Annotated in this window: 13 protein-coding genes; all 13 read left to right on the forward strand. The window is 63.4% G+C overall.

Features of this window, described 5'->3' with window-relative positions; genetic code table 11:
* Window positions 1-25: 25 nt before the first annotated feature.
* The 13 genes from rplL (at window position 26) to I6F28_RS10800 (ending at window position 20,928) form a co-directional block, all read left to right on the forward strand.
* A complete protein-coding gene (gene rplL, locus I6F28_RS10740; protein ID WP_036027614.1) occupies window positions 26-406 on the forward strand; it encodes a 50S ribosomal protein L7/L12 in 381 nt (126 codons plus the stop codon).
* 482 nt (window positions 407-888) lie between these two features.
* Window positions 889-5,013, forward strand: coding sequence for a DNA-directed RNA polymerase subunit beta (gene rpoB, locus I6F28_RS10745; RefSeq protein WP_036027612.1), 4,125 nt, complete (start codon window positions 889-891; stop codon window positions 5,011-5,013).
* 129 nt (window positions 5,014-5,142) lie between these two features.
* Window positions 5,143-9,339 carry a DNA-directed RNA polymerase subunit beta' gene (gene rpoC, locus I6F28_RS10750; protein WP_036011015.1) on the forward strand — a complete coding sequence of 1,399 codons (4,197 nt, stop codon included), beginning with the start codon at window positions 5,143-5,145 and terminating at the stop codon, window positions 9,337-9,339.
* 185 nt (window positions 9,340-9,524) lie between these two features.
* Window positions 9,525-11,579: an FAD-dependent oxidoreductase gene (locus tag I6F28_RS10755; RefSeq protein WP_225139875.1), complete on the forward strand. Its 2,055-nt coding sequence runs from the start codon at window positions 9,525-9,527 to the stop codon at window positions 11,577-11,579.
* A gap of 134 nt (window positions 11,580-11,713) precedes the next feature.
* Window positions 11,714-13,759: an ABC transporter ATP-binding protein gene (locus I6F28_RS10760; protein ID WP_225139876.1), complete on the forward strand. Its 2,046-nt coding sequence runs from the start codon at window positions 11,714-11,716 to the stop codon at window positions 13,757-13,759.
* Window positions 13,760-14,656: 897 nt separating this feature from the next.
* Window positions 14,657-15,028, forward strand: coding sequence for a 30S ribosomal protein S12 (rpsL, locus tag I6F28_RS10765; protein ID WP_007603006.1), 372 nt, complete (start codon window positions 14,657-14,659; stop codon window positions 15,026-15,028).
* Between the two features lie 15 nt (window positions 15,029-15,043).
* Window positions 15,044-15,514 carry a 30S ribosomal protein S7 gene (gene rpsG, locus I6F28_RS10770; protein WP_018647239.1) on the forward strand — a complete coding sequence of 157 codons (471 nt, stop codon included), beginning with the start codon at window positions 15,044-15,046 and terminating at the stop codon, window positions 15,512-15,514.
* Between the two features lie 33 nt (window positions 15,515-15,547).
* Window positions 15,548-17,620 (forward strand): elongation factor G, encoded by a 2,073-nt coding sequence (gene fusA / locus I6F28_RS10775; protein WP_225113226.1) that lies wholly within the window; start codon window positions 15,548-15,550, stop codon window positions 17,618-17,620.
* A 40-nt stretch (window positions 17,621-17,660) separates the two neighbouring features.
* Window positions 17,661-18,851: an elongation factor Tu gene (gene tuf / locus I6F28_RS10780; protein ID WP_025036994.1), complete on the forward strand. Its 1,191-nt coding sequence runs from the start codon at window positions 17,661-17,663 to the stop codon at window positions 18,849-18,851.
* Between the two features lie 81 nt (window positions 18,852-18,932).
* Window positions 18,933-19,241, forward strand: a complete 309-nt coding sequence (rpsJ, locus tag I6F28_RS10785) for a 30S ribosomal protein S10 (protein ID WP_002712302.1) — start codon at window positions 18,933-18,935, stop codon at window positions 19,239-19,241.
* 52 nt (window positions 19,242-19,293) lie between these two features.
* Window positions 19,294-20,007 (forward strand): 50S ribosomal protein L3, encoded by a 714-nt coding sequence (gene rplC, locus I6F28_RS10790; RefSeq protein WP_025036993.1) that lies wholly within the window; start codon window positions 19,294-19,296, stop codon window positions 20,005-20,007.
* Window position 20,008: 1 nt separating this feature from the next.
* Window positions 20,009-20,629 carry a 50S ribosomal protein L4 gene (gene rplD / locus I6F28_RS10795; protein WP_018647243.1) on the forward strand — a complete coding sequence of 207 codons (621 nt, stop codon included), beginning with the start codon at window positions 20,009-20,011 and terminating at the stop codon, window positions 20,627-20,629.
* Window positions 20,626-20,928 carry a 50S ribosomal protein L23 gene (locus I6F28_RS10800; protein ID WP_025036992.1) on the forward strand — a complete coding sequence of 101 codons (303 nt, stop codon included), beginning with the start codon at window positions 20,626-20,628 and terminating at the stop codon, window positions 20,926-20,928. The genes rplD and I6F28_RS10800 overlap by 4 nt, the downstream gene beginning before the upstream one ends.
* The last annotated feature ends 1 nt before the right edge of the window (window position 20,929 follow it).

Here is a 20,929-nt window from a genome sequence, read left to right on the forward strand (position 1 = left end):
GACTTACAGTTAAGGAAACTGAACAATGGCTGACCTGCAGAAGATCGTTGACGACCTCTCGAGCCTGACCGTGCTCGAAGCTGCCGAACTCGCGAAGCTCCTCGAAGAGAAGTGGGGCGTTTCGGCTGCCGCGGCTGTCGCCGTGGCCGGCCCGGCCGCTGGCGGCGGCGGTGCTGCCGCTCCGGCGGAAGAGAAGACCGAGTTCACGGTCGTTCTCGCCAGCGCCGGCGACAAGAAGATCGAGGTCATCAAGGAAGTCCGCGCCATCACCGGTCTCGGCCTGAAGGAAGCAAAGGACCTCGTCGAGGGTGCTCCGAAGCCGCTGAAGGAAGGCGTGAACAAGGACGAAGCCGACAAGATCAAGGCCCAGCTCGAGAAGGCTGGCGCCAAGGTCGAGCTCAAGTAAGCACTGCTTACTGGCGGGATCCCGGGCGGGCAACGGCTCTGCCCGGGATCCTGGTCCCCCTTCGAGAGGGTGGACCAGAATGCAAAAGGCGTGCGACGGAACGATCCGACGCAGGCCAAACACGAAAAAGTGTGGGGATTTGAGGGTTTGACCCTCGAATCTGCACTATTGTCGCCCCATATCGGGTCGGCAGCACGAAAGCGCGGTGGGCAGGGATGCCGGATTTCCCTGTAAGCCGTTGGGAGAGCAGGCTATTTCGGGCTTTTGCAGTCCGTGAAGATGATCGTTGTGACGGGCGGGCGCGCATCTGCGCCCCGCGCGTCGTTTTGCGTTTTGAAGGTCTGAAGAACAGATTCAGGACATCGGCGCCTGAAACTGCGTCTCCGGCCCCCAAGACGGGTTCGAAAATTCAACCCGGAAAGCGGTGGCAGCCGCGGTCCGGACGGTGCGCCCAGGGCGGGCGACGAAAATGAGAGGCCACGATGGCGCAGCAGACATTCACCGGTCGCAAACGCGTTCGCAAGTTCTTCGGACACATCAAGGAAGTCGCCGAGATGCCGAACCTCATCGAGGTTCAGAAGGCGTCCTATGACCAGTTCCTGATGGTGGACGAACCCCAGGGCGGACGTCTCGACGAGGGTCTGCAGGCGGTGTTCCGCTCGGTGTTTCCGATCTCCGACTTCTCCGGCACCTCGATGCTGGAATTCGTCCGCTACGAGTTCGAACAGCCGAAATACGACGTCGACGAGTGCCGCCAGCGCGGCATGACCTTCGCTGCGCCCCTCAAGGTGACGCTGCGCCTCATCGTGTTCGATATCGACGAGGAAACCGGCGCGAAGTCGGTGAAGGACATCAAGGAGCAGGACGTCTACATGGGCGACATCCCGCTCATGACGATGAACGGCACCTTCATCGTCAACGGCACCGAGCGCGTCATCGTCTCGCAGATGCACCGTTCGCCCGGCGTGTTCTTCGACCACGACAAGGGCAAGACCCATTCCTCGGGCAAGCTGCTGTTCGCCGCCCGCGTCATCCCCTATCGCGGTTCCTGGCTCGACATCGAGTTCGACGCCAAGGACATCGTCTATGCGCGTATCGACCGTCGCCGCAAGATTCCGGTGACGTCGCTGATGTTCGCCCTCGGCCTCGACGGCGAGGCGATCCTGTCCACGTTCTACAAGAAGATTCTCTACAAGCGGACCAAGGAAGGCTGGCGCGTTCCGTTCGACGCCAACCGCTTCCGCGGCTACTCCACGGTCAACGACCTGATCGATGCCGACACCGGCAAGGTCGTGCTCGAGGCCGGCAAGAAGCTCACCGTCCGCGCCGCCCGCCAGCTCCAGGAGAAGGGGCTGAAGGCGCTGCGCATGGCCGACGAGGAACTGGTCGGCAATTACGTCGCCGAGGATCTCGTCAACCCCAAGACCGGTGAGATCCACGCCGAGGCCGGTGAGGAGATCACCGACAAGCTGATGAAGGCGCTCAACGAGCAGGGCTACAAGGAGCTGCCGCTGCTCGACATCGACCACGTCAATGTCGGCCCCTACATCCGCAACACGCTCTCGGCCGACAAGAACATGACGCGCGAGGACGCGCTGTTCGACATCTACCGCGTGATGCGTCCGGGCGAGCCGCCAACGCTGGAATCGGCGCAGGCCATGTTCCAGTCGCTGTTCTTCGACGCCGAGCGCTACGACCTCTCCGCGGTCGGCCGCGTCAAGATGAACATGCGCCTCGACCTCGATGCGCCCGACACCCAGCGCACGCTGCGCAAGGAGGACATCCTCTCCGTCATCAAGACGCTGGTGGATCTGCGCGACGGCAAGGGCGAGATCGACGACATCGACCATCTCGGCAACCGCCGCGTGCGTTCGGTCGGCGAGCTCATGGAGAACCAGTACCGCATCGGCTTGTTGCGCATGGAGCGCGCGATCAAGGAGCGCATGTCCTCGGTCGACATCGACACGGTCATGCCGCAGGACCTGATCAACGCCAAGCCGGCCGCCGCCGCGGTGCGCGAGTTCTTCGGCTCCTCGCAGCTCTCGCAGTTCATGGACCAGACCAACCCGCTCAGCGAGATCACCCACAAGCGCCGCCTCTCGGCGCTCGGACCGGGCGGTCTCACCCGCGAGCGCGCTGGCTTCGAGGTGCGCGACGTGCACCCGACGCATTACGGCCGCATCTGCCCGATCGAGACGCCGGAAGGTCCGAACATCGGCCTGATCAACTCGCTCGCGACCTTCGCGCGCGTGAACAAGTACGGCTTCGTCGAGACGCCGTATCGCAAGGTCAAGGATGGCCGTGTCACCGACGAGGTCGTGTACCTGTCGGCGATGGAGGAAGGGCGCTATTCCGTGGCCCAGGCCAACGTGCCGGTCGACGCCAAGGGCCGCTTCACCGAAGACCTCGTGGTCTGCCGTTCGAGCGGCACCCGCGACGTCGTGCCGATGACGCCCGACAAGGTCGACTACATGGACGTGTCGCCGAAGCAGCTCGTTTCGGTCGCCGCGGCGCTGATCCCGTTCCTCGAGAACGACGACGCCAACCGCGCGCTGATGGGCTCGAACATGCAGCGCCAGGCGGTGCCGCTGGTTCGCGCCGAGGCGCCGTTCGTCGGCACCGGCATGGAGGGCGTGGTTGCCCGTGACTCGGGCGCTGCGATCGCGGCGCGCCGTTCGGGCGTGATCGACCAGATCGATGCGACCCGCGTCGTCATCCGTGCCACGGAAGATCTCGATCCGACCAAGTCGGGCGTCGATATCTACCGCCTCATGAAGTACCAGCGCTCGAACCAGTCGACCTGCATCAACCAGCGTCCGCTGGTGAAGGTCGGCGACGTCGTCAGGAAGGGCGACATCATCGCCGACGGTCCTTCGACCGATCTCGGCGAGCTCGCGCTCGGCCGCAACGTGCTGGTCGCGTTCATGCCGTGGAACGGCTACAACTTCGAAGACTCGATCCTGCTCTCCGAGCGGATCGTGAAGGAGGACGTCTTCACCTCGATCCACATCGAGGAGTTCGAGGTGATGGCCCGCGACACCAAGCTCGGACCTGAGGAAATCACCCGCGACATTCCGAACGTCTCGGAAGAAGCGCTGAAGAACCTCGACGAAGCCGGTATCGTCTACATCGGCGCGGAAGTGCGCGCCGGCGACATCCTGGTCGGCAAGATCACGCCGAAGGGCGAAAGCCCGATGACGCCGGAAGAGAAGCTGCTGCGCGCCATCTTCGGCGAGAAGGCCTCCGACGTCCGCGACACCTCGCTGCGCGTTCCCCCGGGCGTGCAGGGCACCATCGTCGAAGTGCGCGTGTTCAACCGCCACGGCGTCGACAAGGACGAGCGTGCGCTGGCGATCGAGCGGGAGGAGATCGAGCGCCTCGCCAAGGACCGCGACGACGAGCAGGCGATCCTGGACCGCAACGTCTACAACCGTCTTGCCGAGCTGCTCGAGGGGCGGCAGGGCATTGCAGGTCCCAAGGGCTTCAAGAAGGACACCAAGATCACCCGTGCGGTGCTCGAGGAGTATCCGAAGTCGCAATGGTGGCTGTTCGCTTCGCCGAACGACAAGCTGATGGCCGAGATCGAGGCCATGCGGAAGCAGTACGACGAGTCGAAGAAGGGACTGGAACAGCGCTTCCTCGACAAGGTCGAGAAGCTTCAGCGCGGTGACGAATTGCCGCCCGGCGTGATGAAGATGGTCAAGGTCTTCGTCGCGGTGAAGCGCAAGATCCAGCCCGGCGACAAGATGGCCGGCCGCCACGGCAACAAGGGCGTGGTGTCGAAGATCGTGCCGATCGAGGACATGCCGTTCCTCGAAGACGGCACGCATGCCGACATCGTGCTCAATCCGCTCGGCGTGCCTTCGCGCATGAACGTCGGACAGATCCTCGAGACCCATCTCGGCTGGGCCTGCGCCGGCCTCGGCAAGCGTATCGGCCAGACCGTCGATGCGTACCTGTCGAAGCAGGACATCAAGCCGCTGAAGGAGACCTTGAAGAAGGTCTACGGCGAGGACGAGACGATCAAGTCGCTCAACGACAACGAGCTGCTCGAACTCGGCCATAACCTCAGCCGCGGCGTGCCGATCGCAACCCCGGTGTTCGACGGTGCCAAGGAAGCCGATATCGAGGAGATGCTGAAGCTCGCCGGTCTCGACGCTTCGGGTCAGTCGACCGTCTATGACGGCCGCACCGGCGATCCGTTCGATCGCAAGGTGACGGTGGGCTACATCTACATGCTCAAGCTGCACCATCTGGTCGACGACAAGATCCATGCGCGTTCGATCGGTCCGTACTCGCTCGTCACCCAGCAGCCGCTGGGCGGCAAGGCGCAGTTCGGCGGCCAGCGCTTCGGCGAAATGGAGGTGTGGGCGCTCGAGGCTTACGGCGCGGCGTACACGCTCCAGGAGATGCTGACGGTGAAGTCGGACGACGTCGCCGGCCGTACCAAGGTGTACGAGGCGATCGTGCGCGGCGACGACACGTTCGAGGCCGGTATTCCGGAATCGTTCAACGTGCTGGTCAAGGAAATGCGCTCGCTCGGCCTCAACGTCGACCTGCACAACTCCAAGATGGGACCGGCGCCGACGTCGGAAGCGGCCGAGTAATTCGACCTGTCATGCCCGGCCTTCGCGGCCGGGCATCGGCGCCCCGCCCGAGGCCTTGAGGGCAGGGCGCCATGCAGAAGTGATTTTCGAATTTGCGGCCGGAGGCGACCGGCACGCGAGGAGAAGACGATGAACCAAGAAATTATGAATCTCTTCAACCCGACGACGCCGGCTCAGGTCTTCGACCAGATCCGGATCTCGATCGCGTCTCCAGAGAAGATTCTGTCCTGGTCCTACGGCGAGATCAAGAAGCCGGAGACCATCAACTATCGTACCTTCAAACCCGAGCGCGACGGCCTGTTCTGCGCCCGCATCTTCGGGCCGATCAAGGACTACGAGTGCTTGTGCGGCAAGTACAAGCGCATGAAGTACAAGGGCATCATCTGCGAGAAGTGCTCGGTCGAGGTCACGCTGTCGCGCGTCCGGCGCGAGCGCATGGGTCATATCGAGCTCGCAGCCCCCGTCGCGCACATCTGGTTCCTGAAGTCGCTGCCCTCGCGCATCGGCCTCCTGCTCGACATGACGCTGAAGGATCTCGAGCGGATCCTCTACTTCGAATATTACGTCGTGCTCGAGCCGGGCCTCACCGCGCTGAAGGACCGTCAGCTGCTGTCGGAAGACGAGTATCTGAAGGCGCAGGACGAGTACGGCCAGGACAGCTTCACCGCCATGATCGGCGCCGAGGCGATCCGCGAGCTGCTCAAGGGCATGGACCTCGAGAAGCTCGAGGCCTCGCTGCGTGCCGAGATGCAGGAGACCGACTCCGACATCAAGCACAAGAAGCTCGCCAAGCGTCTGAAGATCGTGGAAGCGTTCCGCCATTCCGGCAACAAGCCGGAATGGATGATCATGACCGTGATCCCGGTGATTCCGCCGGACCTGCGTCCGCTGGTGCCGCTGGACGGCGGCCGTTTCGCGACCTCTGATCTCAACGACCTCTATCGCCGCGTCATCAACCGCAACAACCGCTTGAAGCGGCTGATGGAGCTGCGCGCGCCCGACATCATCATCCGCAACGAGAAGCGCATGCTTCAGGAAGCGGTCGATGCGCTGTTCGACAACGGCCGCCGCGGCCGCGTCATCACCGGCGCCAACAAGCGTCCGCTGAAGTCGCTCGCCGACATGCTCAAGGGCAAGCAGGGCCGCTTCCGCCAGAACCTGCTCGGCAAGCGCGTCGACTATTCGGGCCGTTCGGTGATCGTGGTCGGTCCCGAGCTGCGCCTGCATCAGTGCGGCCTGCCGAAGAAGATGGCGCTCGAGCTGTTCAAGCCGTTCATCTATTCGCGGCTCGACGCCAAGGGCCTGTCCACCACCGTGAAGCAGGCCAAGAAGCTGGTCGAGAAGGAACGGCCCGAGGTCTGGGACATCCTGGACGAGGTGATCCGCGAGCATCCGGTGCTGCTCAACCGCGCCCCGACGCTGCACCGCCTCGGCATTCAGGCATTCGAGCCCGTGCTGATCGAGGGCAAGGCGATCCAGCTTCACCCGCTGGTCTGCTCCGCGTTCAACGCCGACTTCGACGGCGACCAGATGGCCGTGCACGTTCCGCTGTCGCTCGAAGCGCAGCTGGAAGCGCGCGTCCTGATGATGTCGACCAACAACATCCTGCATCCCGCGAACGGCCAGCCGATCATCGTGCCGTCGCAGGACATCGTGCTCGGTCTGTACTACGTCTCGATCATGCGCGAAGGCCTGCCCGGCGAGGGCAAGGTGTTCGGCGACATGGCCGAGCTCGAGCATGCGCTGCACGCGAAGGTCATCCACCTCCACACCAAGATCAAGTACCGGTGGGAAGGCATGGACGAGACCGGCAAGGTCTCCAAGCGCTGGATCGAGACCACCGCCGGCCGCGTCATGCTCGGCAATCTGCTGCCGAAGAACCCGCGCATCTCCTACGAGATCATCAACAAGCTGATGACCAAGCGCGAGATCTCCGGCGTCATCGACCAGGTCTACCGCCACTGCGGCCAGAAGGAGACGGTGATCTTCTGCGACCGCATCATGGCGCTCGGCTTCTACAACGCGTTCAAGGCCGGCATCTCGTTCGGCAAGGACGACATGGTCGTGCCGCACGGCAAGTGGAAGATCGTCGACACCACTCGTACGCTGGCGAAGGATTTCGAGCAGCAGTACAACGACGGCCTGATCACCCATGGCGAGAAGTACAACAAGGTCGTCGACGCCTGGTCGAAGGCCACGGAAGAAATCGCCAAGGCGATGATGAAGGAGATCTCCGCCACCAAGAAGACGGCGAGCGGAGCCGACGCCGACATCAACTCGATCTACATGATGGCTCACTCCGGTGCCCGCGGTTCGCCGGCCCAGATGCGCCAGCTCGCCGGCATGCGCGGCCTGATGGCCAAGCCGTCGGGCGAGATCATCGAGACGCCGATCATCTCGAACTTCAAGGAAGGCCTCTCGGTGCTCGAGTACTTCAACTCGACCCACGGCGCCCGCAAGGGCCTCGCGGACACCGCGTTGAAGACCGCGAACTCCGGCTACCTGACCCGTCGTCTCGTCGACGTGGCGCAGGACTGCATCATCACGCAGAGCGACTGCGGCACCAAGCTCGGAATCAAGATGCGCGCCATCGTCGACGCCGGTACCGTGGTCGCCTCGCTCGGCTCGCGCATCCTCGGACGCACGGCCTGCGAAGACGTGCGTGACAGCTCGGGCCAGGTGATCGTCAAGCGCGATACGCTGATGGAAGAGAGCCACGTGGATGCCATCCATCAGGCCGGCATCCAGGAGGTGAAGATCCGCTCGGCGCTGACCTGCGAGCTCGTCAACGGCATCTGCGGCAAGTGCTACGGCCGCGACCTCGCCCGCGGCACGCCGGTCAACCACGGCGAAGCGGTTGGCGTCATCGCGGCGCAGTCGATCGGCGAGCCGGGCACCCAGCTCACCATGCGCACCTTCCACATCGGCGGTGCGGCGCAGCTCAACGAGCAGTCCTTCGTCGAAGCCAACTTCGACGGCAAGATCGTGATCAGGAACAAGGCCATCGCCCGCAACAGCGAAGGTCACCTGATCGCGATGGTGCGCAACATGGTTGTCGCGATCGTCGATGCCGACGGCACCGAGCGTGCGACGCACCGTATCCAGTACGGTTCGCGTCTGCACGTCGACGAGGGCGACATGGTCAAGCGCGGCCAGCGCATCGTCGAATGGGATCCCTACACCCGTCCGCTGCTCACCGAGGTCGAAGGAACCATCGGCTTCGAGGATCTGGTCGAGGGGCAGTCGATCTCGGAAACGCTCGACGAGGCCACCGGTATCGCCAAGCGCGTGGTCATCGACTGGCGTTCGACGCGCGGCGGCTCGGACCTGCGTCCGGCCATCGTGGTGAAGGGCAAGGACGGCAAGGTGCTCAAGCTCGCCCGTGGCGGCGATGCCCGCTACATGCTGTCGGTCGACGCCATTCTCTCGGTCGACATCGGAGCCAAGGTCCAGCCGGGCGACATCCTCGCCCGTGTCTCGACCGAAAGCGCCAAGACGCGTGACATCACCGGCGGTCTGCCGCGGGTGGCGGAACTGTTCGAGGCTCGGCGCCCGAAGGATGCGGCGATCATCGCCGAAATCGCGGGCACCATCCGGTTCGGGCGCGACTACAAGAACAAGCGTCGCATCTCGATCGAGCCGATGGACAAGACCGACGAGCCGCGCGAGTACCTGATCCCGAAGGGCAAGCACATCCACCTTCAGGACGGCGACGTCGTCGAAAAGGGCGACTTCATCGTGGAAGGCAACCCGGCGCCGCACGACATCCTCGCGGTCAAGGGCATCGAGGAGCTCGCTGCCTATCTGGTCAACGAGATCCAGGAGGTCTACCGGCTGCAGGGCGTGCTCATCAACGACAAGCACATCGAGGTGATTGTCCGTCAGATGCTCCAGAAGGTGGAAATCACCGACCAGGGCGACACGGACATGATCTCCGGCGAGCAGGTCGACAAGATCGAGTTCGACGCGCTGAACGTGAAGGCCAAGGAAGAGGGCAAGAAGCCCGCCACGGGAACGCCGGTTCTGCTCGGCATCACCAAGGCGAGCCTCCAGACCCGCTCCTTCTTCTCGGCGGCATCGTTCCAGGAGACCACCCGCGTCCTCACCGAGGCGGCGGTCAACGGCAAGATCGATCCGCTCGAAGGCCTCAAGGAGAACGTCATCGTCGGCCGGCTGATCCCGGCGGGCACCGGCGCCTCCATGGCCAAGATCCGCGAAGTCGCCATGAAGCGCGACAAGCTGATCCTGGACGAGCGCGAGAAGCAGGCCGCCGTCGTGTCGCCGGCGCCGGAAGCCGAGCTTCCTGCGCTGCCGCCCGCGGAGTGATCGTTCATCCGTAGGAATACCGAGGACAATGAAAAGGCCGGCTTTTGCCGGCCTTTTTGCTGCTTTATTGCGATGCGGGATCAACCTTTGTTCATCTTTCCTTCAGCCGCAAAAGCGCTTGTGCTATGGCGCCTTAGACCGGTGGTCCCGCCAAGGGGGCAGGGCCGGAAGACCACGGAACTCTCATGCTTGATCTCGCAATCGTAGGCGGCGGCCCCGGCGGGCTGATGAGCGCCTGGTACCTGAAGCGCAAGCTCGGCGACCTCTGCCGCGTCACCATCTACGAGGCCTCCGACAGGCTTGGCGGAAAGATCGCCACCCGCAAGTTCGATTCGGCGCCCGCGATGTACGAGGCCGGCGTTGCCGAGATCTACGACTACTCCATGACAGGCCCGGATCCGCTGCGCGAGCTGATCCAGCATTTCGGCCTTCAGACCATTCCGATGGATGCTGAGCAGGTGCAGTTCGGCGGTGAGCTGCTCAACGACGTTCCCGGCATGCGCCGCAAATACGGCGCCAAGACTGCCGCCGCGATCGAAGCCTTCCGCAAGCGCTGCGCCGAGGTGATGTCGCCGGTGGAATATTACGAGGGCGTCGGCGCGCACGACAACGAACATCCCTGGGCCTACAAGACCGCCGAGCAGGTGCTCGACGAGGAGGTCGAGGACGTCACCGCAAAGCGCTTCTTCAAGGTGATGGCGCGTTCCGACATCGCGACCGAGAGCCACAACACCAACGGGCTCAACGCGCTCAAGAACTATCTGATGGACGTCGACGGCTATATCGGCCTCTATTCCATCCAGAACGGCAACGAGCAGCTGATCGAATGCCTGCAGTCGGAGGTCAATGCCGACATCCAGCTCAATCACCGCGTGCTCACCGTCGGCAAGGCGCCGACCGGCCGGTATCAGCTCAAGATGATGAACGGCAAGGGGCCGGAGACCCGTGACTTCGATCTCGTGCTAGTCTGCCTGCCGCATTCCTGGCTCGCCACTCTCGGCTGGGAGGGCGAGCAGCTGCGCAGGTCGATGGTCAAGCACGTGGCCTATTTCGACCGGCCCGCGCACTATCTGCGCGTCTCGATCCTGTTCGACGAGCCGTTCTGGGGCGACAAGATTCCGGGCGCCTGGTTCATGTCGGAAGCCTTCGGCGGCTGCTGCGTCTACAACGAGGGCGCACGTCACGACGTCGGCAAGCATGGTGTTCTGAATTGGCTCATTCCCGGCTCCGATGCGCTGGCTTTTGCCAATCTGTCGGACCAGGAGCTGATCGAGGCCGCCCTGAAATCGCTGCCGGCTTCTCTCGGCGATGCGCGTCTGCACTTCATGGAAGGCAAGATCCACCGCTGGCTGTCCTCGGTGAACGCGCTGCCTGGTGGTTTGCCCGCGCGCGACGTCATGACTAATCACCGGCCCGAGCCGAAGGAGCACCCCGGCATCGTGGTGGTCGGCGACTATCTGTTCGATTCGACGCTGAACGGCCTGCTGGATTCCTCGGACGCGGCGACCGACATCATCCTGACCGAGATGATGCGCCTGCGCCGCCAGCGCGCGCAGGACGACAAGCCGCTCTCGGACAAGATCGATCGCAAATATTTCGAGAATTATCGCGGTCTCGGCCCCTATCATCAGGCGTGGCGGCACTTCACCGATCCCGACTACCTGACGAAGCTGATCGGCATCGTCTGGGGCAGGGCGGCGGGCGCCAAGCTGCTGGTCGCGGGCTCCGCCAGCGGCGAACTGGTCGGCGCCCTGCGCGATCGCGGCATCGATGCATGGGGAATCGAAAACAACCGCGCGATCCACGCCAGGACGCCGAAAGCGTTGAAGAAGTACAACAAGCTCGGCACGATCACCGACATGCCGTTCAAGGACGGCACGTTCGACTTCGTGTTCGAGACCAGCCTCTGCCACGTTTCCCCGAAGCAAGTGGTCCGCGCGATCCGCGAGCTCAACCGCGTGGTCAAGACCGGCCTCGTGTTCGGCTCCATCACCTCGGACATGGCGCCGGCATTGATCGACCGCTACGACCTCTTGCGCGGAGTCAAGAAGCTCGGCACCTGGTGGGAATGGTCCGAACTGTTCTTCGGCAACGGCTTCGACCTGTCGATGCACCGCAAGGATTGCACCGATGCGCTGTGGGAGGCGACGCTCGCCGCCAACAAGGGGCCGGGGCAGTGGTACGCCGACGCGGACAGCTTGCGCTATTCCTTCTTCGACAAGGTCGAGGACGAGGACTAGCCCGGGGGACGCCAACCGAATTCGCCAATTGTTTTGCCGAATTCATCTTGATCGCATAGAATCGGTGCAATAGCGGTTGCCGCTATTTCCTGCGTTCTCTGCGGTCATGCCGGCCGTCAGCATCGGTTGGTTTCATGGCATCCAAGCCTTTCTTGCCTGGCGACAAGCCTCTATCTCCCGATCAACAGAAGCTCGCCGCGGAGGAGGCGGCCGGGCTCGATGGCAAGCTCGCCGACGCTGCCAAGCCGGATCTCAAGGACGACGAGGACGCCGAAGACGAGGGGGATGACGAGCTGGAGCTCGACGAGGACGATGAGGACGAGGACCTCGTCGTCTTTACCGCGCGCGAAGCCGCCGGGGCCCTTGCGACCATTGTCGGGTTCGTCAAGCCCTATCTCTCCAACTACAAGCGGATGCTGTCATTCGTGGCATTCGGCGTCGTGGTCGAGACGTTGTTCAACGTCATCATGCCGCTCAGCCTCAAGTTCCTGATCGACGATGCACTCGGCGAGGAGGATTTTCAGGCGCTCTACAAGATCCTCGGCGTGCTCGCCGTCGCCGGCATTTTCACCTCGATCGTTGCAGTCTGGTACGAACGCTGGGACGCGCGACTTGCCGCTTGCATCATCTCCGATGTCCGCACACGCCTGTTCGAGCACGTCCAGGACCTGCCCGCCGCCTATTTCGGCCGCACCAGGCGCGGCGAGATCCTGTCGCGCTTCTCGGTCGATCTCTCGGCCTTCGAAGGCTCGGTCAAGACGTTCGCCAACAGTGCCGCGCTGCCGTTCCTGGAGCTGATCGCCGGCATCATCCTGATGCTGTTCCTCAACTGGCAGCTCGCCGTCGTCGCGCTGCTGGTGTTCCCGATCACGCTGATCGGCCCGCGGATCCTGACGCCGAAGGCGGTGCAGGCCAATTACGAACAGAAGCTCAATGAATCGGCGTTGCTGGGCCAAGTCCAGGAGAACGTGGCCGCCCAGGCGGTCATCAAGGCGTTCAGCCTGCAACGCAAGATGTTCGGCTTCTTCCGGTTGCGCAACGACGAGACCCGCAACAAGATGGCCTCGGCCACATTCCTCTCGACCATGGTGGAGCGGACCGTCACCATCTCGGTGCTCCTCCTGCACCTTGTGGTGCTCGCGATCGGCGCGTATCTGGCGACCAAGGGCCATATCACCATCGGCACCTTTGTCACCTTCGAGAGCGCGTTCTGGGAGGTCTCCTACAACATCGCCCATGTGATGCATTTCATCCCGGTGTCGATCTCCTCGGCCGCCGCGATCCGCCACATCCAGGAATTGCTCGACGAGCCGACCCGCAGCGCCGATCGGCCGGGCGCGCCCGATCTGCCGCGCATCACCCACGACATTACCTTCGATCACGTCACCTTCCAGTACGAGGGTGGTCAGACGCCGGTGCTGGACAATCTCAGCCTCAAGCTCGACGCCGGCAAGCGCATCGCGATCGTCGGTCCGAGCGGCTCCGGCAAGAGCACGCTGCTCAATCTGATCCTGCGGCTCTACGTGCCCGACGAAGGCCGCGTCACCATCGACGGCGTCGACGTCCGCAAGGTGACGCTGGACTCGCTGCGCCGGAGCATGGCGGTGGTGTTCCAGGAGAACATGCTGTTCAACATGTCGATCCGCGAGAACATCCGGCTCGGCAAGGAGGGCGCAACCGACGAGGAGGTGGAGGAGGCGGCCAAGAAGGCCGAGATCCACCGCTACATCATGAGCCTGCCGCAGCGCTACGACACGCCGGTCGGCGAGCGCGGCGACACGCTGTCGGGCGGCCAACGCCAGCGCATTGCGATCGCGCGCGCGATCATCCGCAACCCCTCCGTGCTGCTGCTGGACGAAGCAACTTCGGCGCTGGACCAGACCACCGAGGCCGCAATCAACCGCACGCTGCTCAGGGTCGCCAAGGGTCGCACCATGATCTGGTCGACCCACCGCCTGACCTCGGTGGTCGAGATGGACGAGATCATCGTGATTTCAGGGGGCAGGGCGATCGAGCGCGGTTCCCATGCCGAGTTGCTCGCCAAGAATGGCACCTATCGCAAGCTGTGGAACGACCAGATCCACCAGCCCCATGGCGCGGCAGCTCACGCCGACGCCGACCGCAATGATGACGACGAGGACGAAGACCTCGATGACGATGAGGACGACGAGGAGGAGTAACCGCGGGCGGTGAGCTTCGAGCGGCCGCGTCTGATCGTCTCGTCTCACGGCAACGCGCGGTTCAGCGTCGACTCGTCGATTCTCTGATGCAAGGCGTTCGGCCGCCGCGCGCCGCGTTTTTTCGCACGGATGGTTTGGGGCAAGAGCCATTCGCGGATCGACCAGTCCGGGCTGAAGCCGCGTCACACCGGGCATCGCGGCGGGCCGGGAAAAGCTGGTAGACCGGCCACCAGCCAACAAACTGAGCGCAGGCAGGAAAAAAGCCCCTCAGTTTGGTGATAAAACTACATTAAACCCGGGTATAATTGTTCTCAGATCTGGCAGGTCAGTCGCCTCGGTCCTATATCAGGCAGGCGCGGGGAGGCGGCGAAGAGGCGATTTTTTGCAGGCGCATGAAGCGCTTTGTGACTGTCGTTTCACCTTGACTTGACCGATTCCCACTTATAGAAAGCGCCTCACTTAACGACAGGCGGTGAGCATCGCCAGCGTCGGAACGGGCCACCCGTTGATCCCCAAAGACTAGATCTGCCAGGGGTCGCAAAGACGGGCACCAACCTCGACGAATGCCGCTCAAACGCTGTCGATCATAGCTAGGCAATGCCAGTGCGACTTTAGTTCTCTCGAGCACGTTCTCTTGAGATCGAATTCGGATGCATGACCTCAGTGCGCGGGCCGCGGCGTTACGCTGAACGGCTTCGAGACTGCGGTCCTCTGTGGCGTCGAAGCGCTTTCCGCTCGTTGATGGAGCGGTTGGCGCAATTTCGCTTTGCGCGGGTCTTTCGCGCCAGGCGGCCCGTTCGGGCGGGTAGCTCGAGCAGAATTTGCGGACCCGGTGACGGGCCGCGGCAAGACAGCGGACCCGAGAGGGGCCGCGGCAGAAAAAGGGTGAAGGCCAGTATGCCGACGATCAACCAGCTGATCGCTCAACCGCGGGAAGTGCAGAAGTCGCGCAAGAAGGTGCCGGCGCTGCAGCAGTCGCCGCAGAAGCGTGGTGTTTGCACGCGCGTCTACACCACGACCCCGAAGAAGCCGAACTCGGCGCTTCGTAAGGTTGCCAAGGTGCGCCTGACCAACGGCTTCGAGGTGATCGGCTACATCCCTGGCGAGGGCCATAACCTCCAGGAGCACTCGGTGGTCATGATCCGCGGCGGCCGCGTCAAGGACTTGCCGGGCGTGCGCTATCACATCCTCCGCGGCGTTCTGGACACCCAGGGCGTCAAGAACCGTAAGCAGCGTCGTTCGAAGTACGGCGCCAAGCGTCCGAAGTAAGCGGGAACCAAGCCTATGTCTCGTCGCCACTCTGCGGAAAAGCGCGAAGTTCTTCCGGATCCGAAATTCGGGAACATCATCGTCACGAAGTTCATGAACTCGGTGATGTACGCCGGCAAGAAGTCGGTTGCGGAAGGCATTGTCTATGGTGCGTTCGGCATCATCGAATCTAAGACCAAGCAGAACCCGCTCGGCGTGTTCGAGCAGGCGCTCGAGAACGTCATGCCGACCATCGAGGTCCGCTCCCGCCGCGTCGGCGGCGCGACCTACCAGGTTCCGGTCGAGGTCCGCTCGACCCGCCGGCAGGCGCTCGGCATTCGCTGGCTGATCGCGGCTGCGCGCGAGCGCAACGAGAAGACCATGACCGAGCGGCTCTCGGCGGAGCTCTTGGACGCATCGAACAACCGGGGGAACGCCGTCAAGAAGCGCGAAGACGTGCACCGCATGGCGGAAGCCAACCGCGCCTTCTCGCACTACCGCTGGTAACGGCGACACACTCGGACTCGCAAGGAACGACCCATGCCCCGCCAACATGCCATCGAGGACTACCGTAACTTCGGTATCATGGCGCATATCGACGCCGGCAAGACCACGACGACCGAGCGCATCCTCTATTACACCGGCAAGAGCCACAAGATCGGCGAAGTGCACGAAGGTGCCGCGACGATGGACTGGATGGAGCAGGAGCAGGAGCGTGGCATCACGATCACCTCGGCTGCGACCACCGCGTTCTGGAACGGCAAGCGCCTGAACATCATCGACACGCCCGGTCACGTCGACTTCACCATCGAAGTCGAGCGTTCGCTCCGCGTGCTCGACGGCGCCGTCTGCGTGCTCGACTCCAACCAGGGCGTCGAGCCTCAGACCGAGACCGTCTGGCGCCAGGGCGACAAGTACAAGGTTCCGCGCATCGTCTTCGCCAACAAGATGGACAAGATCGGTGCCGACTTCTTCAAGTGTCTGGCGGACATTGTCGACCGTCTGGGCGCCAAGCCCGTCGCGATCCAGCTTCCGATCGGTGCCGAGAACAACTTCAAGGGTCTTGTCGACCTCGTGAAGATGAAGGGCGTCGTCTGGAACGACGAGTCGCTCGGTGCCAAGTTCGACTATGTCGACATTCCGGAAGACCTCGTCGACCAGGCCAAGGAATACCGCGAGAAGATGGTGGAAGCCGCCGTCGAGCTCGACGACGATGCCATGGCCGCCTATCTCGACGGCAAGGAGCCGGACGAGGCGACCCTGAAGCGCCTGATCCGCAAGGCGGTGCTGACCGGCGCGTTTTATCCCGTGCTGTGCGGCTCGGCCTTCAAGAACAAGGGCGTGCAGCCGCTGCTCGACGCCGTGGTCGACTATCTGCCGTCGCCGCTCGACGTGCCCGCGATCAAGGGCACCGACGACAAGGGCAACGAGGTCGTGCGCAAGGCGGACGACAAGGAGCCGCTGGCGCTGCTCGCGTTCAAGATCATGGACGACCCGTTCGTCGGCACCATCACCTTCTGCCGCATCTATTCCGGCATCCTGCAGAGCGGCACCGGCGTCGTGAACTCGACCCGCGAGAAGAAGGAGCGGATCGGGCGCATGCTGTTGATGCATGCGAACAACCGCGAGGACATCAAGGAAGCCTATGCCGGCGACATCGTCGCGCTGGCCGGTCTGAAGGAAGCGCGCACCGGTGACACGCTGTGCGATCCCGACAAGCAGGTGATCCTGGAGAAGATGGAGTTCCCCGAGCCGGTCATCGAGATCGCGATCGAGCCGAAGTCCAAGGCCGACCAGGAGAAGCTGGGCGTGGCGCTGGCCAAGCTCGCCGCGGAGGATCCGTCCTTCCGCGTGTCGACCGACCACGAGTCCGGCCAGACCATCCTCAAGGGCATGGGCGAACTCCACCTCGACATCAAGGTCGACATCCTCAAGCGCACCTACAAGGTCGACGCCAACATCGGCGCGCCGCAGGTGGCGTTCCGTGAGCGCATCACCAAGCGGGTGGAGCACAGCTACACCCACAAGAAGCAGACCGGCGGTACCGGCCAGTTCGCGGCCGTGTCGTTCATCGTCGAGCCGAACGAGCCCGGCAAGGGCTTCGAGTTCGAATCGAAGATCGTCGGTGGCGCGGTGCCGAAGGAATACATCCCGGGCGTCGAGAAGGGCCTGGAGAGCGTGCTGTCGTCTGGCGTGGTCGCGGGCTTCCCCGTGGTCGACGTCAAGGTGCAGCTGGTCGACGGCAAGTATCACGACGTCGACTCATCGGCGCTCGCCTTCGAAATCGCCTCGCGCGCCTGCTTCCGCGAAGCGCTGCAGATGGGCAAGTCGGTCCTGCTCGAGCCGATCATGAAGGTCGAGGTGGTGACCCCGGAAGACTACACCGGCTCGGTCATCGGCGACCTGAATTCCCGGCGCGGTCAGATCCAGGGGCAGGACATGCGCGGCAACGCCAACGTCATCAACGCGATGGTGCCGCTCATGAACATGTTCGGTTACGTGAACAATCTGCGCTCGATGAGCCAGGGTCGCGCGACCTTCACCATGCAGTTCGATCACTACGCAGAAGCGCCGGCCAACGTGTCGGCAGAAGTCCAGAAGAAGTTTGCCTGATTGTCGTCGGTTGAAAGCTGACGATTGAACGGAGAGTCAAATGGCCAAAGCAAAGTTTGAACGTACCAAGCCGCACTGCAACATCGGCACCATCGGTCACGTCGACCATGGCAAGACGTCGCTGACCGCGGCGATCACCAAGGTTCTCGCCGAAGCCGGCGGTGCGACGTTCACCGCGTACGACCAGATCGACAAGGCGCCGGAAGAGAAGGCCCGCGGCATCACCATCTCGACCGCGCACGTCGAGTACGAGACGCCGAACCGCCACTACGCCCACGTCGACTGCCCCGGCCACGCCGACTACGTCAAGAACATGATCACCGGCGCTGCCCAGATGGACGGCGCGATCCTGGTCGTGTCGGCCGCTGACGGCCCGATGCCGCAGACCCGCGAGCACATCCTGCTCGCCCGCCAGGTCGGCGTGCCCGCGCTCGTCGTGTTCCTCAACAAGTGCGACATGGTCGACGATCCGGAGCTGCTCGAACTCGTCGAGCTCGAAGTCCGCGAGCTGCTCTCCAAGTACGAATTCCCCGGCGACAAGATCCCGATTATCAAGGGTTCGGCGCTCGCCGCTCTCGAAGACTCCGACAAGAAGCTCGGCCACGACGCCATCCTCGAGCTGATGAAGAACGTCGACGAGTACATCCCGCAGCCGGAGCGTCCGATCGACCAGCCGTTCCTGATGCCGGTTGAAGACGTGTTCTCGATCTCGGGCCGCGGCACCGTCGTGACCGGCCGTGTCGAGCGCGGCGTCGTCAAGGTCGGCGAGGAAATCGAGATCGTCGGTCTCCGCGCCACCCAGAAGACCACCGTCACCGGCGTCGAAATGTTCCGCAAGCTGCTCGATCAGGGCCAGGCCGGCGACAACATCGGCGCGCTGCTCCGCGGCACCAAGCGCGAGGACGTCGAGCGCGGCCAGGTTCTGGCCAAGCCCGGTTCGGTCAAGCCGCACACTAAGTTCAAGGCCGAGGCCTACATCCTCACCAAGGAAGAGGGCGGTCGCCACACCCCGTTCTTCACCAACTACCGTCCGCAGTTCTACTTCCGCACCACCGACGTGACCGGTGTCGTGCACCTGCCGGAAGGCACCGAGATGGTGATGCCGGGCGACAACATCGCGATGGAAGTGCACCTGATCGTGCCGATCGCGATGGAAGAGAAGCTCCGCTTCGCGATCCGCGAAGGCGGCCGCACTGTCGGCGCCGGCGTCGTCGCCTCGATCATCGAGTAACAACGCGAATAGGGAATGGCGAGTGGCGAATAGTTTCTATTCGCTATTCGCTACTCGCCACTCACTAAGAAAGATTCGGCAATGAACGGCCAAAACATTCGTATCCGTCTCAAGGCGTTCGACCATCGTATCCTCGATACGTCGACCCGTGAGATCGTGAACACGGCGAAGCGCACCGGCGCGCAGGTCCGCGGACCCATTCCGCTGCCCACCCGCATCGAGAAGTTCACCGTCAACCGTTCGCCCCACGTCGACAAGAAGAGCCGCGAACAGTTCGAGATGCGCACTCACAAGCGCCTGCTCGACATCGTCGATCCGACCCCGCAAACCGTCGATGCTTTGATGAAGCTCGACCTGGCCGCCGGTGTCGACGTCGAGATCAAGCTCTAAGATTTTGGATCCCGTTCGCCAAAAGCGGACAAAGAGAACAGGAAGCAAGCCGATGCGCTCCGGAGTGATCGCACAAAAGGTCGGGATGACGCGGGTCTTCACGGAGGCCGGCGAACATATCCCCGTGACCGTGCTGAAGCTCGGCAATTGCCAGGTCGTAGGCCACCGCACCGAAGAGAAGAACGGTTACGTCGCGCTCCAGCTCGGTTCGGGCAGCCGCAAGACCGTCTACATGCCGAAGGCCGAGCGCGGCCAGTTCGCGGTCGCCAAGGTCGAGCCGAAGCGCCGGGTCGAGGAATTCCGCGTCACCGCGGACGCCATGATCCCGGTCGGCGCCGAGATCCAGGCCGACCACTTCGTCGTCGGCCAGTTCGTCGACGTCACCGGCACCTCGGTCGGTAAGGGCTTCGCCGGCGGCATGAAGCGCTGGAACTTCGGCGGTCTGCGCGCCACGCACGGTGTGTCGATCTCGCACCGCTCGATCGGTTCGACCGGTGGCCGTCAGGACCCCGGCAAGACCTGGAAGAACAAGAAGATGCCCGGCCACATGGGCGTCGACCGCATCACCACGCTCAACCTTCGCGTCGTCCAGACCGATGTCGAGCGCGGCCTGATCCTCGTCGAAGGCGCCGTTCCCGGCTCCAAGGGCGGCTGGATCCGCGTGCGCGACGCCGTCAAGAAGCCGCTGCCGAAGGAAGCCCCGAAGCCCGGCAAGTTCAAGGTTGCTGGCGACGCGGAAGCCGCTCCGGCTGCGCAGGAGGCGTGAGATGGAATTGAAGGTCACCACCCTCGAAGGTAAGGAAGCCGGCTCCGTCCAGCTGTCCGACGCCATTTTCGGCCTCGAGCCGCGCGAGGACATCATCGCGCGCTGCGTGCAGTGGCAGCTCAACAAGCGCCAGGCCGGCACGCACAAGGCCAAGGGCCGCGCCGAGATCTGGCGCACCGGCAAGAAGATGTACAAGCAGAAGGGCACCGGCGGTGCTCGTCACGGCTCGGCCCGCGTGCCGCAGTTCCGCGGCGGCGGTCGTGCCTTCGGTCCGGTGGTGCGTTCGCACGCCACCGACCTGCCGAAGAAGGTCCGTGCGCTCGCTCTGAAGCATGCGCTCTCGGCCAAGGCCAAGGACGGCGATCTCGTCGTGATCGAGAAGGCCGCGCTGGAAGCCGCCAAGACCAAGGCGCTGCTCGGCCACTTCTCGGGCCTCGGCCTCACCAACGCGCTGATCATCGACGGTGCCGAGCTCAACAACGGCTTCGCCGCTGCGGCTCGCAACATCCCGAACATGGACGTGCTGCCGATCCAGGGCATCAACGTCTATGACATCCTGCGCCGTCAGAAGCTCGTTCTGACCAAGGCCGCCATCGATGCGCTGGAGGCGCGCTTCAAATGAGCAAGAACATCGAGCCTCGGCACTACGACGTGATCCTGTCGCCGGTCGTGACCGAAAAGGCGACGATCGCCTCGGAGCACAACAAGGTGCTGTTCAAGGTGGCCGCCAAGGCGACCAAGCCGCAGATCAAGGAAGCGATCGAGAAGCTGTTCGACGTCAAGGTCAAGAGCGTCAACACGCTGGTCCGCAAGGGCAAGGTCAAGGCCTTCCGCGGCACCATCGGCTCGCAGTCGAACAGCAAACGCGCGATCGTGACCCTCGAAGAGGGTCACCGGATCGACGTCACCACCGGTCTGTAAG

Origin of the sequence: Bradyrhizobium sp. NBAIM14 (genome assembly GCF_020193895.1) — a bacterium.
Classification (GTDB): domain Bacteria; phylum Pseudomonadota; class Alphaproteobacteria; order Rhizobiales; family Xanthobacteraceae; genus Bradyrhizobium; species Bradyrhizobium yuanmingense.

Excerpts from the sequence above, each read along its gene's own strand:
- rplL (WP_036027614.1), top strand. The coding sequence starts at position 26 with ATGGCTGACCTGCAGAAGATCGTTGACGACCTCTCGAGCCTGACCGTG.
- rpoB (WP_036027612.1), top strand. The coding sequence starts at position 889 with ATGGCGCAGCAGACATTCACCGGTCGCAAACGCGTTCGCAAGTTCTTC.
- rpoC (WP_036011015.1), top strand. The coding sequence starts at position 5,143 with ATGAACCAAGAAATTATGAATCTCTTCAACCCGACGACGCCGGCTCAG.
- I6F28_RS10755 (WP_225139875.1), top strand. The coding sequence starts at position 9,525 with ATGCTTGATCTCGCAATCGTAGGCGGCGGCCCCGGCGGGCTGATGAGC.
- I6F28_RS10760 (WP_225139876.1), top strand. The coding sequence starts at position 11,714 with ATGGCATCCAAGCCTTTCTTGCCTGGCGACAAGCCTCTATCTCCCGAT.
- rpsL (WP_007603006.1), top strand. The coding sequence starts at position 14,657 with ATGCCGACGATCAACCAGCTGATCGCTCAACCGCGGGAAGTGCAGAAG.
- rpsG (WP_018647239.1), top strand. The coding sequence starts at position 15,044 with ATGTCTCGTCGCCACTCTGCGGAAAAGCGCGAAGTTCTTCCGGATCCG.
- fusA (WP_225113226.1), top strand. The coding sequence starts at position 15,548 with ATGCCCCGCCAACATGCCATCGAGGACTACCGTAACTTCGGTATCATG.
- tuf (WP_025036994.1), top strand. The coding sequence starts at position 17,661 with ATGGCCAAAGCAAAGTTTGAACGTACCAAGCCGCACTGCAACATCGGC.
- rpsJ (WP_002712302.1), top strand. The coding sequence starts at position 18,933 with ATGAACGGCCAAAACATTCGTATCCGTCTCAAGGCGTTCGACCATCGT.
- rplC (WP_025036993.1), top strand. The coding sequence starts at position 19,294 with ATGCGCTCCGGAGTGATCGCACAAAAGGTCGGGATGACGCGGGTCTTC.
- rplD (WP_018647243.1), top strand. The coding sequence starts at position 20,009 with ATGGAATTGAAGGTCACCACCCTCGAAGGTAAGGAAGCCGGCTCCGTC.
- I6F28_RS10800 (WP_025036992.1), top strand. The coding sequence starts at position 20,626 with ATGAGCAAGAACATCGAGCCTCGGCACTACGACGTGATCCTGTCGCCG.